Source organism: Vibrio antiquarius, from assembly GCF_000024825.1.
GTDB lineage: Bacteria > Pseudomonadota > Gammaproteobacteria > Enterobacterales > Vibrionaceae > Vibrio > Vibrio diabolicus.
In genome coordinates this window covers 2104053-2117542 of the sequence record NC_013456.1, presented here as the reverse complement: position 1 = coordinate 2117542, position 13490 = coordinate 2104053, and the positions used below count along the sequence as shown (strand labels likewise).

At 43.3% G+C, this 13490-nt stretch carries 14 protein-coding genes; 5 read left to right on the top strand and 9 right to left on the bottom strand.

Features of this window, described 5'->3' with window-relative positions; genetic code table 11:
- Positions 1-4: 4 nt before the first annotated feature.
- Genes VEA_RS09945 through VEA_RS09930 form a run of 4 tightly spaced genes read right to left on the bottom strand, consistent with a single transcriptional unit; the run spans position 5 to position 4003 of the window.
- Positions 5-691 carry an AAA family ATPase gene (locus tag VEA_RS09945; RefSeq protein ID WP_006742939.1) on the bottom strand — a complete coding sequence of 229 codons (687 nt, stop codon included), beginning with the start codon at positions 689-691 and terminating at the stop codon, positions 5-7.
- A complete protein-coding gene (locus VEA_RS09940) occupies positions 691-2793 on the bottom strand; it encodes an SLBB domain-containing protein (protein ID WP_006742938.1) in 2103 nt (700 codons plus the stop codon). The genes VEA_RS09945 and VEA_RS09940 overlap by 1 nt, the downstream gene beginning before the upstream one ends.
- Positions 2790-3656, bottom strand: coding sequence for an OmpA family protein (locus VEA_RS09935; protein ID WP_006742937.1), 867 nt, complete (start codon positions 3654-3656; stop codon positions 2790-2792). Before VEA_RS09935 ends, VEA_RS09940 begins: the two co-directional genes overlap by 4 nt.
- 26 nt (positions 3657-3682) lie before the next feature.
- The gene (locus tag VEA_RS09930) at positions 3683-4003 is read right to left on the bottom strand and encodes an STAS domain-containing protein (RefSeq protein ID WP_005394270.1); all 321 of its coding nucleotides are present in this window, start codon (positions 4001-4003) and stop codon (positions 3683-3685) included.
- Between the two features lie 423 nt (positions 4004-4426).
- Between VEA_RS09930 and VEA_RS09925 the strand changes: the two genes are divergently transcribed.
- Positions 4427-5272 carry a DNA ligase gene (locus VEA_RS09925; RefSeq protein ID WP_006742936.1) on the top strand — a complete coding sequence of 282 codons (846 nt, stop codon included), beginning with the start codon at positions 4427-4429 and terminating at the stop codon, positions 5270-5272.
- Between the two features lie 15 nt (positions 5273-5287).
- Here the strand turns inward: VEA_RS09925 and VEA_RS09920 are convergent, their stop codons facing one another.
- Both VEA_RS09920 and VEA_RS09915 read right to left on the bottom strand, forming a co-directional pair.
- The gene (locus VEA_RS09920) at positions 5288-6286 is read right to left on the bottom strand and encodes a DUF3080 domain-containing protein (protein ID WP_006742935.1); all 999 of its coding nucleotides are present in this window, start codon (positions 6284-6286) and stop codon (positions 5288-5290) included.
- 133 nt (positions 6287-6419) lie between these two features.
- Positions 6420-7790, bottom strand: a complete 1371-nt coding sequence (locus VEA_RS09915; protein ID WP_005396222.1) for an MATE family efflux transporter — start codon at positions 7788-7790, stop codon at positions 6420-6422.
- Positions 7791-8184: 394 nt separating this feature from the next.
- On the opposite strand from VEA_RS09915, the gene VEA_RS09910 reads away from it, so the two are divergent.
- The gene (locus VEA_RS09910; RefSeq protein ID WP_012841845.1) at positions 8185-8796 is read left to right on the top strand and encodes a riboflavin synthase; all 612 of its coding nucleotides are present in this window, start codon (positions 8185-8187) and stop codon (positions 8794-8796) included.
- A gap of 75 nt (positions 8797-8871) precedes the next feature.
- On the opposite strand, the gene VEA_RS09905 is transcribed toward VEA_RS09910, so the two are convergent.
- Positions 8872-9066 (bottom strand): CPXCG motif-containing cysteine-rich protein, encoded by a 195-nt coding sequence (locus VEA_RS09905; protein ID WP_005396219.1) that lies wholly within the window; start codon positions 9064-9066, stop codon positions 8872-8874.
- Positions 9067-9319: 253 nt separating this feature from the next.
- Positions 9320-10186: a fructosamine kinase family protein gene (locus VEA_RS09900; RefSeq protein WP_005396217.1), complete on the bottom strand. Its 867-nt coding sequence runs from the start codon at positions 10184-10186 to the stop codon at positions 9320-9322.
- Between the two features lie 224 nt (positions 10187-10410).
- Here VEA_RS09900 and VEA_RS09895 point away from each other — a divergent pair, with 224 nt between their 5' ends.
- From VEA_RS09895 to VEA_RS09885, 3 genes are all read left to right on the top strand, one after another.
- A complete protein-coding gene (locus VEA_RS09895; protein WP_005396215.1) occupies positions 10411-11385 on the top strand; it encodes a response regulator in 975 nt (324 codons plus the stop codon).
- Positions 11385-12347 (top strand): GGDEF domain-containing protein, encoded by a 963-nt coding sequence (locus VEA_RS09890; RefSeq protein WP_005396213.1) that lies wholly within the window; start codon positions 11385-11387, stop codon positions 12345-12347. The genes VEA_RS09895 and VEA_RS09890 overlap by 1 nt, the downstream gene beginning before the upstream one ends.
- Before the next feature lie 190 nt (positions 12348-12537).
- Complete coding sequence (locus VEA_RS09885; protein ID WP_005396212.1) at positions 12538-12882, top strand: DUF3802 family protein; 345 nt, start codon at positions 12538-12540, stop codon at positions 12880-12882.
- Positions 12883-12926: 44 nt separating this feature from the next.
- Here the strand turns inward: VEA_RS09885 and VEA_RS09880 are convergent, their stop codons facing one another.
- On the bottom strand, positions 12927-13421 hold the full coding sequence (locus VEA_RS09880; RefSeq protein ID WP_005396208.1) for an NlpC/P60 family protein: 495 nt from the start codon (positions 13419-13421) through the stop codon (positions 12927-12929).
- Positions 13422-13490: the final 69 nt, after the last annotated feature.

The following is a 13490-nucleotide window of genomic DNA, read 5'->3' as shown; positions in this document are numbered from 1 at the left end:
CTCCCTATAACATAAACAGTTCACTTTTCTTAATTTGTTGAGATATCTTTTCTTTCCACTTTTTGGGTAAAAAGCGTAGCTTGGAAACTTGGCGGATCAACTCATCTTTCAGGCTAGGTGTATGCTTCATGTTCAGCACGGAACCAATCAAATTCGCATCGCTAGCATCAAGTAGTTTTTTGGCGTGTTCGAGTTGGGTTGCCGTCGTAGAGCCATAATGTGCGACTAATAAGGTGGCATCACATACGCCCGCAATCACTTGAGGGGCAATATTGCTTCGGTTGACACTCAGAAGTGGAGATGTGTCTATCACGACGCGCTCGTACTGCGTTAACCACTCTGCAATATTGCGCTTCAGCATCGTCGGGTCTCGGTACGCCAATTGAGTGCTGGCGAGAGATGGAGCAGGGAGACCGACTAAGGTTTGATGCGTATTTTCTCTTGTGATCAGGTGGCCAACTTTTTCGGCATCATCAAACTCGTGAATGGTGCGATAAGCGGGCTTGAACAGGTTAAGATCCACATACAAAGTATTGTGTCCAGCTAAAACCAGACGCTCAGCTAGAGATGAAGCCACGGAAGTGACGCCGTCTTCAGACTTACAACCCACAACACAAATCGTTTTGTGGCCTTTCTGTTCACTCTGAAGATAAATTTGCTCAATCTCAGCGTGAGTGGCAGGAATAGTCATTACAACGCTCCTATTAACACGATGGTTGTGGTGATTTGTAGAATATCTCTTAACCCGGCTCTTGCTTTTTCAGCAAAGCTTTCGTCTTTATGTGGAATATAAATGGTGTCGCCTGCACGGATGACTGGTAAATCATAAATGTTGGCGGTTTTGCTAAAGTTCACCAAATCAAATGTTCGAGCTTGGCCCTGACAGCAAGACATGTTGACCACACTGATTTTTTCAAGATACGCATTGTTAGTCGGGCCTCCTGCTTCGGCCAGCAGGTCAAGTACCGTCATGTTGTCATTAAATACATAGCGCCCTGGGTCTCTTACTTCACCTAATACGCGCACGGTGGATTCTTTGGAGCGATCCAACCAGTTTTTGTTTTTTTCCGGAATGTAAATGGTATCGCCGGGACGAACGTGGGGCAGAATAGACTCATCGCCCGTTTCAAAGTACATCGACAAATTCAATTTACTCACTTTGGCATAGCCTAGGCCTCGGTGCGTCACACGAATATTGTGAATATCGGCATCCATTGTTGGTCCATCGGCGGCAGATAAAATATCCAGAAAGTGCATCTCTTCGGTAAAGCGATAGCGGCCAGGGGCATTGATTTGACCGAAAACATATATCGAGGCATCAGAGCTCTGGCTTACCCATTGCGATTTGTTGTCTGATGGATCGTCAGGTAATGCATGGACTCTTACTACCGTGCCAGCAGAAACTCGGGGCAGATTCGATGTTGGTGAGCCATCTAAAATGTATTGATCTAAATCGAACTGTGTCATTTGACCATTATTGGCGACTTCAATTTTTGTGGTGTCAGCTCTACGTGTTGGGCCGCCGACATGGGCAAGCAGATCAATTAAATCCATTTCGTCTGACCATTCAATACGTCCCGGGCGCACGACTTCTCCCATCACAGCGACCGCTCGACTTGGCGCCACTTTTAGCCATGACTTCTCGTTGAAATCGGTTTTTTCAGGCACGAAAATCGCGTCTCCGGGTCCGACATTCGGTGGTCTAACCGAAGACAGACCCTCGGTATGCGCGGTTAGGTCGAATTTGATGACCTTACCATCGGCTTTTATGACACGAATTTGGCGAGATTCTGCATAGCGAGTAGGCCCGCCTGCATTGGCGAGAATATCCATGAAGCTAGCGTCTTGCTTTCCCTCATACGCGCCAGGGTGGGCAACTTCACCCATGACATAAACCACATTTGCACCCGCTTTGATTTCTTCTTCCTGTTTTGGAACAAAGATGGTGGCACCCGGTAGGATTTCTGGTAGTAAGCTTTGATCACCCGTATCCAGATATTTTTTTAGATTAAACATGGTTGGGTTGTTATTTGTGATCACGCGAATTTGCTCAACACTGGCATATCGTGTTACGCCGCCAGCTCTCATCACGACATCAACGAGCGTGGTGTTCGGTTTGTAAGAGAATGAGCCGGGTGCATTCACTTCACCAAAGACTTTGATGGCACGAGCGGAGTCTGCGCTGTCGCCTGAATTCGCGAGTTTTGCTGCATCAAATTCTTGCTCAATATTTCCAACGAGTGGAGATGCTGGAACAAACAGTACGTCCAGTGATTCCAATTTCGGGAGCTGGCTATTGTCACCAGTATCAAGGAAACGTTTGTAGTCAAACTCGATGTTTTTTTCGCCGCGTTTAACGATCATTTTATCGAGCTGAGCACCAGCGCGAAGGCCGCCAGCTTCGTATACAAACATTTGAATGTTGGAACCTGAAGGTAAGGTATATTCCCCGGGTTTGACCACGTAGCCTTGGACTGACACTAATAACTGTTGTTGTTTGATAAAGACTCGAGCGTTGTTTACGTCACGATACACGGTTTTTAGCGTTTCGATAATCACGTCTTGGAGTTGTTGCTCATTATATCCAGCAACAAATACAGGGCCGACTTCTGGTAAGTTAATACGCCCACGGCGATCAACTTGAAACCCTTTGTTTAAAGACGCTTCTCCAGGTAGGTTAATCTGAATTAAATCGCCAACCTTAACAGTATTGTTTTCATCTGCTGACGAAGTAGGTACCCAAGCAACCAAGCACAAAAGAACTAAGGTGATAAATGGTTTCATCGTGTTCATAACGCACCTCCTACAGATAGGTTGCGATTTACTGAGGTATCGCTATCTGAATTAGGGCTAATAACCTCGATGCTTACGCGGCGGTTGGTTAAACGCACGGCAGGTGTTTCACCTTCATAAAGCGGTAGGCTATCTCCCACAGATTTGGTGGTTACGCGTTCTGAAGTGATGCCAAATACAGTCAGGTAACGCTTCACTTGTTCTGCACGCGCTTGAGCGAGTTTCTGGTTGTAATCTGGTGCTCCAGTGACATCTGCATGCCCAGTCACCACAAGAGTTAGGTTAGGGTGGTCACGTAAAATGTAGGCAGCTTCTGCCAAATGTCCCATGTACTTTGGATTAATTTCTGCTGAATCGACAGCAAATTGATTATCAATATTGAGGAGTGCATAAATTTCAGCGACGACGTTCAAATCGCTACGCAATGCTTCAATATCATCGGGTGGCGTACAAGTGGTTTGGCTTAATACATAGTCGAGTTGCTGTTCAAGTTGGTTTAAACGTCGACGTTGAATCACCAGGTCGTTAGCAGCATCGAGTAGAAGTCCGCCTTCTAACTCGCGTGCGATTCTGTTTTGCTTCTCAAGCGCTTGCACGACTGCTGCAGGAAAGCACCAGCGTGCGCCTTCTTGAATCAACGCGTCTAGGTGTAGCTTGGTGAGTTGCCAATCAAACCTCAACCCATGCTCTGGACCTAACGGTTCATCGGGCATGACTGGGGAAAACTGATAATTTTCAATTGAGATATCTTGATAGTTTTCCGCCAAGCCACCTTTTCCGTGGTCTGGGTAGTCAAACGACGAACAACCAAACATGCCGACAACAAGACCGCTTACTACATATCGTCGTATAAGATTTACCATGCCAACCTCCGTTTAAACCGGTATTTTTAGTGTCCTTTTGAGTTAACGGGAATAGCATGGTTAATACGAAGCAAGCTCATGATTTCTAAAGGTTGGCCTGATACGTTTTCAATACTCATGCTTCTTTCACGTTCAACTAGACGCTTATATAAGTAAACAATGGCACCAATCCCTGAAGAATCAAGAAATTGGACGTGCTGCAGGTTAATTTCGACTTCTTTGTGATGATTGTCGTGAATTACTTCATCAATGTGATGTTGTGCTTGTCGACAGCCACTTGCGTCTAAGTCACCAAAAAACTCAATGGCTAATTTGTCTTGATTAATTTCTAGTTTGCGTAATTCCATGACTCTATCTCCGTTTGTTTTCTCTACTTGGATATAGAGCAGGTAACGTGCCAAATTTAAATGCAAATAAAATCAGATAGTTATGAGTATTTGGTAATGTCATTCAAATTGAGAAGGAATAGGTTCTCAATTTGAGAATCAAAAACGCATAGACAAACGGCTTGTTCAGGAGAGATGTCGAATTAATATCGAGCGCTAAAGCAAGAGTCTCATCGAGATTAGGTTGCGACTTGATTTGAGACTCACCCATCTTATTGTGAACAATGTGTAAATATTAAATGCAAAATCTGTCTAAAGTTTATGATTGTCCTTGCAAATCATTACTTAAGTTGATTGTTCTGAGTCGAAGAATGACTAGTAACAAATAGGTCATCGAGAGGAGTTACGGTTCAATAAAGGCGCTTTTTTGTACAAGGTCTTCTTATGCCATTAAAAATGACATTAATCGCGCTGGCTGTTATGACAGCGTCTTCACAGCTTCAAGCTGATACTTCTCTCACGCCTCCAGTTTCTCTTGCGCAAAGCTATCAAGATGGTATCGATGTATCTGAATACTGGTATAGCGAAAAACTCGACGGCATTCGCGCCTATTGGACAGGACAACATCTCGTGACGAGAAATGGTAACCGAATCTACGCTCCAGATTGGTTTATAGATTCACTACCTGACTATCCGTTAGATGGTGAGCTATGGGCGGGACGAGGCAATTTTCATCTCGTACAACAAACGGTTTTGGATAAAACGCCTGTGGAGTCAGCTTGGCGAAACATTGATTTTATGATCTTTGATATGCCGTATTCTGCTGGTGATTACCGGAAGCGTTATTACAACATCAAAGACTTAGTGCTCGAAGTAGACCAAGCTCATATCAAATATGTCGAACACCGAGCGATCCAAAATGAAGCTCACCTGTTTGCGCAATTGGATAAGATTTCAATATCCGATGGTGAAGGGGTGATGCTACGTAAGGTATCAAGCCGTTATCAAGCTGGACGTGGTAGTGATTTACTTAAACTGAAACGATACGCGGATGATGAAGCGCTAGTTGTGGGCTATAAGCCAGGCACGGGGCGTTTATTGGGTATGATGGGGGCGATGTTAGTTCGCTTACCAGATGGTACAGAGTTTTACATTGGTAGTGGGTTTACCGATGAAGTGCGTCGTCAGCCTCCGAAAATAGGTTCAACCATCACGTTCAGGTACAACGGTTTTACTCATAACGGTAAGCCACGTTTTGCCCGATTCTTGCGTGAGAGGCTGAAGGAATAGAACGCTCTGCACTTACTAGTTACCAACGGTTACACCGCACCGCTTGAAGAGACCCTGCCAAAACTGAACGTGGTTTAGGGTTTCTTGTCTAAAGGTTTTGTGTGCCTCTTTTATACCATATTGATGACCATGAAGTTGCATACGCTTTTCTATCAAGGTGGCGCCATCATGAAGTTGCTGATAGGTACTGTCTAAATAGGCTAAGTAAGGTTGCACTTCTTCAACGTAAATAGATTGGAAGACATTTCTTAGGTAGCGGAACTGGGTCACGTCTCGGTTTGGCCCGCACAATACATTATTCTGATGTTGTTCAAGTAACTGAGTCGTAGCTTTTAGCCAGTGAGAAGCGTTTATCATCGAATAGTAAAGCCGTCCGATTAAACGAGATTTCTCTAGCTCTTCTTGATACTGCACAATCTCAATATCGGGCAGACGTGAAATGGCGCGATGAGGCAAGCCGTACATTTCACTGAAAAGGCGATAGACGTCGTTAAGACGTGCAATATCATTCGTCGTTTCTTGAGATAGCCAATCCGACGCCGTTAGCTGCTTTTGCATTGCATCACTCGCGAGTAGTAAGTTGTCGAGATGAATGTCTAAATGTTGCCACTTAGTCGAATAAAGCTTTGTCAATGTAGCGCGTTCTTCATCGCTAAGCGGAAATTCGGATAAACATCGATTCATGACTCGTAACAGTGAAGTTTGGTAGTCAAAATCATGAAATGCATCTTGCACCTTACCAAGTTGCGAGTTTTTCTCGGCAAGTAGATTGAATAATCCACACTGGCGTAATTGGTAGCTTTCTAGTAAACCAATCGATAGCCTTGGAAGTGGCTCGAATAAGTCACGTTTTGCAGGTATGGTCACCGTAGATTGCGATTCGATTGGAAGAGTAGGAGCGTCCAACACATTGGCGACACGTTGGTGATACTTGTCAAACATGGCGTTTTCTGGGTTGAACCAGCTATCGCAACCGTTAAGAAACAAGACTAAGAACAATAAAATAGACCGCACAAATATCCTTTTTATAACTTCGTATTCGTCACCAAAAGAGCAGGCTGAACTGACTCACAAGCTTGCTATAAGTATACTCAACAGCGTTATTATTCGATCAAAAAAGCCAGCGTGTGCTGGCTTTTTCTTATTATCACTGAACTGAAAAGTTCAATTGCACCTCTGGTTCTTGGCGGTGCATCCAGCGCATTCTTACCCCTAACATAAGTGCGGCAGAAGAAAGGCCGATGATAAAGCCTAGCCAGAAACCTTGCGCTCCCATTGGCTCGACGATCCAGTCTGTGCGGCCAAGGACGTAACCCATTGGTAAACCAAGAATCCAGTAGGCGATAAAAGTACGGTTGAAGATGGCTCGCATATCTTTATAGCCACGTAGTGCACCTGCCGCGATTACCTGAACTGCGTCCGTACATTGATAAACAGCAGCAAATACGAGCAGTTGCATCGCTAGAGTGATGACTTCTGGGTTGCTAGTGTAAAGTTCGGCGATCCATTCACGAGACAATACGGTTAATATCGCTGTAAGAACAGATAAACCTAGACCAACCATTATGCCCACTCGTGAAGCAACGCGAGCGCCATCTACGTTTTCTTCGCCAAGTCGATGGCCGACACGAATGCTCACTGCGGCACCGATACTCATTGGAAGCATAAATACCAACGAAGAGAAGTTAATCGCAACCTGATGCGCAGCAACGATGATTGGTCCTAATGGTGATACCAATAATGCAACGACAGCAAATAGTGTCACTTCAAAGAACAACGCTGCTGCAACAGGAAAGCCGAGTCTGAACAGACGAACTTGCGCTTTCCATTGTGGTCGATGCCATTCACCAAATAAGTTGATGCTTTTAAGTCGATCTGATGTCATTACATAAAGCAATAGTAGGGCAAACATGACCCAGTAAACAATCGTGGTTGCAACACCACAGCCAACACCGCCTAATTCAGGTGCGCCAAACTTGCCATACACGAAAATCCAGTTTAGAGGAATGTTGAGCAGTAAACCGATAAAGCCAATGACCATTGCTGGTTTCGTCAATGACATACCATCCGTAAAGCTTCTAAGCGTTTGAAAAAGCAAGAAAGCAGGGACTGCTAAGATAACAGCATGAATGTACCCCACTGTTTTTTCTGCCATCAGCGTTTCAACATCCATAAATCCGAGAATAAATTGAGTTTGAAGCAGCACTGCAATAATCGGCACACTGATCAACAATGCCAAAACGACGCCTTGTTGAATTTCAAACGGGATTTTTACTCGACGACCAGAGCCATTTAACTGTGCGACAACAGGGACTAACGCCATTAACAAACCCACACCAAATAAAATGGATGGAAGCCAAATACTTGAAGCGACAGAAACCGCAGCCATGTCGGTGGCACTAACGCCTCCGGCCATAACGGTATCAACAAACCCCATACCAGTTTGAGCAACAGATGCGATCAATACCGGGGTCGCCAATTTGATGAGACTTGATGCTTCTTCTTTATAGCGATGCACGAAAAATACTCCAGAGCGGAACAATAAGTTGAAAGAATGAGAGCGCTCGAGGACAAAAGATGTGGTGAACTGATCTGATGGTTGATTTTAGTCACGATAAGGTGAAAAAATGCCTCGGAGAAACTCCGCGCAAATGATAAACAATTGTATGTTTATATTCCATAGTTAGGTTGCGAATAGTGGATAACACTAACTTAATGCTTGCTAAGCTCAGGATACGCTAATACTGAGAGCTGTAATAAATCATGTTAATGTTAGAGGCATGTATGAGAACAAGGCTCCATTTTTCAATAGGTCGTTGCTCTATAATCTACAGGTTTTATCTCGATACACAGTGCTGTGCTTAAGGCTCTGTCATCGATTGCAGCTTGTATGAAATCAATAGGTAAAAAGAATGTTTACAGGAATAGTTCAGGGTACGGCGAAGGTCGTTAAAATTGATAAAAAAGAACGCTTTCAAACGCATGTTGTAGAGTTAAGCGAAGAGCTTTGTAAAGGATTAGAAATAGGGGCATCTGTCGCTCACAATGGCTGCTGCCTGACCGTGACCAAAATTAATGGCAACCTTATCAGCTTTGATTTAATGCAAGCGACATTGGCTCTCACCAACTTAGGCGAGCTAGTTGAAGGTGACAGCGTAAACATTGAGCGAGCTGCCAAGTTTGGTGATGAAATTGGCGGACACAGCATGTCTGGCCATATTAGTTTGATGGCTGATATTGTCGAGATCATCGATACGCCTAATAACCGCACGATTTGGTTCCAACTGCCGCAAGAATCAATGAAATATGTATTAGCGAAAGGTTATATCGGCTTGGATGGTTGTTCTTTGACGATTGGTGAGGTTGAAGCGTGTCGTTTTTCAGTACACCTAATTCCAGAAACCTTGCAACGAACACTCTTTGGAATAAGACAAGTAGGGGACCGCGTTAATATTGAGTTTGACCCTCAGACTCAAGCCATAGTTGATACTGTTGAGCGAGTTCTCACAGCAAAACAGCTTTAGAATGATAAAAAGGAGCCAAGCGCTCCTTTTTAATTCAAGTGACTTTGTGTTTCCAACGCTTACACGCTCGAGTTGTTATTCGTAATTGTCATCGATAAACAGTTCGACTTTATCTTGCAGCTCATCTACTCGCATATTTAAGTGAATGGCATGGCAACAAGCTGGGCAATCATCATAAAACTCTTGGTCACCATTACTTGCATCTAGTGTAATGCCGATTGAATGTCCACAATGGGGGCATTTGACATGCCTTTCGGTATAATTTTTCATACAACAACTCCTAATATCGCAGGGCTTTTAAACACTCTATTCTTTAAGGAAGTACAGCCCTTCACTTACTTTGCCTACAAGGAAAATAGGCACAATCCAAAGTTAAGTCTCCTTTGATATTAGGTGGAGTTGTTGCTAATTGAGTCGAAATAAGTATAAAACTTGACCCCAAACTCAACCTTGAGCTTAGGGTCATTTTCTGTAGTGATGTGCCTCGAGGTTTTACATCTTGAAATATGCAGTGGCTTCCAAATTAATAAGAAATAATTTTATTAATAACTTGTTGAGCCTGCTCCAAGTAATGGCCGCCAAATAAATTGCAATGGTTGAGAACATGGTAAAGGTTATAGATATCTTTACGCTCTTGATAACCAGCAGAAAGTGGCATAACAGATTCATAACCTTGATAAAATTCCGGTTGAAATCCGCCAAAAAGCTCAGTCATCGCAATATCACACTCCCTGTCACCCCAGTAGCAGGCGGGGTCGTAACAGATAGGGCCACATGCCGTGAGAGCCGCATTCCCATTCCATAAATCGCCATGCAGCAAGGAAGGCTCTGGAGCATGGTTTGCTAGCAGTTGTTTTACGACATCTATAAAGTCGTCGATATCAACTAAAGTGACGCCTTTTTCTTTAAGGAGCTGTAATTGCCATCCTATGCGTTGTTCAGCAAAGAAGACACACCACTTCTTGTGCCACTTATTGGGTTGTAGAGTGGACCCGAGATAGTTATCCGTATCAAAACCAAATTCCTTTTGCTCGCCCCATTGATGAAGGTGAGCTAATTGCTGTCCTAATTTAAAGCTGTTTGGGCCATCTTCTAATGGCTTTGTTGGAAGGTAGTTAAGAATTAGGAATGAGGCATTTTTGGTTTTACCAACCAACACAACCTCTGGAACAAATAGGGTAGATGTCTCACGCAAAAGATGCAGACTTTCTGCCTCAACTTCAAACTTAGACAAAAACTCGCGATCGTTAATTTTCACGAAATAGCGCTGTTCGCCGTCATTGATCATGTAGCTTTCACTGATATCCCCACCAGACAGTCTTACTTTTTCCGTGATCTGGTACTCGAATAATAAAGTATCAGAAAGCTGTTGCGATATTGCTTGCCACATACAAAACCTCGCGAATCTATTTGACCACCAACAGTTTAGGATAAAAAGCAAGGTGTTGGCGCTACGTTGAGCATACTTCGTAAAGAAACCTTCCTCTCAGTGTAGTCAATTTGTATAAATGTGAATCAAATCGCTTATAAGCCTCTGATTTGTCGGCATAGCATATGGAGATGAACGTATACAACAGGTATTATTATTTTTTTGACGTTAGTTCCATTGGTGACATGAAAATACTGATATGTGATGACTCAGCGGTTGCAAGAAAGCTCATTGCGCGCTCCATCGTACAAGATACATCATTGCACCTGATCGAAGCTCAAGATGGGTATGAGGCGCTAAATATTCTTGCGGAGCAAAATATCGATATTTTGTTTCTCGATTTAACGATGCCGATCATGGACGGTTTTGAAGTCCTCGAGTCATTACCTGTTAGTCACTACCAGACTAAAATCGTCATTATTTCTGGAGATGTTCAACAAGAGGCAAAACAGCGCTGCATAGAGCTAGGTGCTCAAGCTTTTATCGCTAAGCCTCTGACAGAAGAGCAGGTGATACCGCTCTATGAACAATTGGGGCTGCACTATGCGTTCAAGCCTAGCCATTCGATTGATCCTAAAAGCCAGATTTGCGAGGAGTTCTCCTCATTAGCCAAATTCCGCGAGATTGCAAACATTGCACTTGGTAAAGGGGCTGCGATTATGGCAGACCACTTACACGAGTTCATCCAACTTCCTGTTCCACATGTTGGTCCGTTATCCTATGGCGAACTTCATATGACGCTTGTCGACGTTGTTGGGCGTGATGGCTCCGTCGCGGTTGCACAGAGGTTTGTTGGTGGCGGTATTCATGGTGAAGCTCTGGTGTGTTTACGTGGTAGAGACATCAATCAAATTGGTGAGAAGTTAGGCTATCTGCTTGAGTTTACACCTCATAATGAAATCATTTTGAATATCTCGAACTTACTGGTTTCTTCATTTCTCACATCGTTAGGGGATCAGCTCGACAAGCAATTCTCACTTCGTCAGCCAGGCATTGTGGATACGTTAACGCCTTACTGTGAAGAGCAGGGTGAATTAGGTGAGCTGTTTACTATCGAATACACCTACATGGCAGAAGCGCTCGATTTTGAGTGTGAGGTACTGTTTTTAATTGATAAACCATCCGTAGAAATTATTTATGAAATCATGGAGCTAATCTAATGTCCGATATTACGCTGGACATAGCAGACTTTCATTGGGTCACACAAATTCTCGATACGATGGACTCAGGGCTTATCGTGTTGGATCAAGAGTATAAGGTCTGTGTGTGGAACAGTTTTATGCAGTCATACAGTGGCGTTCTGTCACAAGAAATCCTTGGCCAATGTTTATTTGATCATTTTGAAGAGCTGCCAAAAACTTGGCTAGAAACCAAGATAAAAACCGCCGCCGATCTGGAAACTCGTTCCTTCTCTAGCTGGGAAAACCGGCCGTACCTTTTTAAATTCAACAATTTTTCTCCGGTTTCAAACAGCAGTGATTTCATGTATCAAGACATCGTAATCACCCCGTTAATTGGGCTCTCAGGAGAGGTCAGTCACATTGCTATTCAAGTGAATGATGTCTCTGAAACGGCAAGAAATCGCATTCATTTGAAAGAAACAAATCAACATTTGTCTGAAATCAGTCGCAAAGATGGTTTAACAGGTTTATTTAATCGTGCTTATTGGGAGCAATCGCTGAAAGAAGAGTTTGCTCACCTAAAAGTTATCGACGGACCATGCTCATTAGTAATATTTGATATCGACCACTTTAAAAAAGTGAATGATACCTATGGTCACCCGACGGGAGATGAAGTCATTCGTCGTACTTCTTCGTTATTAAGAAAGACAGCAAGAAGCAGTGATGTGTGCGGTCGTTTTGGCGGAGAAGAGTTTACGGTATTGCTTCCTCATACGAATCAAGAACAAGCTTGCTATTTCGCGGAGCGTTTACGTAAAAGAATTGAGCAAGAGATCGTGAAAGTGGAAGATTTTTTGATTAATTACACGATAAGTATTGGTGTTTGCGAGTATAAACCTTATTTTGAAACTCACACTCAATGGTTAAAGAGTGCCGATGCTGCGTTGTATCGTGCAAAAGAAAACGGTCGTAACCAAACTTGTTTGCATGAAAATGACTGAAATACAAAAAGGTTTGAAGAAACCCTGTATCCGAACGCAGTGAGGCAAAGCGCAATTGTTTGAAAAACATCCAGTTGGTTCGTGAATGTTTGTTAATATGAAATAAGTTAATGAAATTTTCTCGACATGTCTTACTATTGAAACTATTCCGCTTTCAGCTTCGAAGGCTTGCAATAAACGGAGAAAAACAGTGGTTTTAGAAACCGATGGATATCTCGCTCTTATCGAGCACTTGTCGCTAAATCTAGATATTTTCACGACTGAAATTGGCGACACTGGATCCGAAAGCATCGAAGATGTCGTCACCGATATGGTGGCTTCAAACATCATGGCGATCTTTGAGCAAAACCCAGAGCTTCACTCAAGCGTACGCTTCAAATTACTAAAAGAGGCGGATGCGGTTGTTGAAGATCTTGGTGAGATATTGGCTGGTGTATGGCATAAAAAAGCGACTAATGAACAGATCACGTTCCTTGATGAATACATCGCTTTGGTTAAAAACCTATTCGATACTGCCGTTGCTACTTACGATTGATATTGTTTGATACCAGTCATCTCCAATTCTAAAAGTAAGAAGAGTTACATTGTAACTCTTCTTACTTGCCAAAACTTAGATGCCCAGTATGGGTTGTCGATTCTTGAAATGATCACACCTTTAGACGTTGACGCATGCATGAACTGCTTGTTACCCAAGTAAATCCCTACATGATAGGTCGTCCGTCTTGTCTTAAAAAACACCAAATCTCCTTGTTTGGCGTCCGTCCAATTTAATTCCACACCTTGTTTCGATTGTTGTCTCGTTGTCCTGGGTAACGATAGTTGATAAGCCTCGACAAAGGCTTTTTGCACAAATGCCGAGCAATCAATACCAGATTTTTGTGTGCCGCCTAAGCGATAAGGTGTGCCATGCCATTCTGTATAAAACTGGAACAAGTCAGGGTTATTGTCCAATAACTGATTTGTAGGTGTTGTCACTTGCACTTGCTCGCTAGGTTCAGGCCCCGAAGAGCAGGCGCTTAGTAGCACACTGATTATCAAAGGAAAATATACTCGACGCAAATCACCACCTGTCATCTCTATGACTCACAACTGAAATATTAGTGTCATAACCAATCCATAGTATGGGCTGCAAATCACGGTTTT

What these genes read in the sequence shown, in the direction of transcription:
- VEA_RS09945 (WP_006742939.1), bottom strand. Translation starts at nt 691, where the DNA reads ATGACTATTCCTGCCACTCACGCTGAGATTGAGCAAATTTATCTTCAG.
- VEA_RS09940 (WP_006742938.1), bottom strand. Translation starts at nt 2,793, where the DNA reads ATGAACACGATGAAACCATTTATCACCTTAGTTCTTTTGTGCTTGGTT.
- VEA_RS09935 (WP_006742937.1), bottom strand. Translation starts at nt 3,656, where the DNA reads ATGGTAAATCTTATACGACGATATGTAGTAAGCGGTCTTGTTGTCGGC.
- VEA_RS09930 (WP_005394270.1), bottom strand. Translation starts at nt 4,003, where the DNA reads ATGGAATTACGCAAACTAGAAATTAATCAAGACAAATTAGCCATTGAG.
- VEA_RS09925 (WP_006742936.1), top strand. Translation starts at nt 4,427, where the DNA reads ATGCCATTAAAAATGACATTAATCGCGCTGGCTGTTATGACAGCGTCT.
- VEA_RS09910 (WP_012841845.1), top strand. Translation starts at nt 8,185, where the DNA reads ATGTTTACAGGAATAGTTCAGGGTACGGCGAAGGTCGTTAAAATTGAT.
- VEA_RS09905 (WP_005396219.1), bottom strand. Translation starts at nt 9,066, where the DNA reads ATGAAAAATTATACCGAAAGGCATGTCAAATGCCCCCATTGTGGACAT.
- VEA_RS09900 (WP_005396217.1), bottom strand. Translation starts at nt 10,186, where the DNA reads ATGTGGCAAGCAATATCGCAACAGCTTTCTGATACTTTATTATTCGAG.
- VEA_RS09895 (WP_005396215.1), top strand. Translation starts at nt 10,411, where the DNA reads ATGAAAATACTGATATGTGATGACTCAGCGGTTGCAAGAAAGCTCATT.
- VEA_RS09890 (WP_005396213.1), top strand. Translation starts at nt 11,385, where the DNA reads ATGTCCGATATTACGCTGGACATAGCAGACTTTCATTGGGTCACACAA.
- VEA_RS09880 (WP_005396208.1), bottom strand. Translation starts at nt 13,421, where the DNA reads ATGACAGGTGGTGATTTGCGTCGAGTATATTTTCCTTTGATAATCAGT.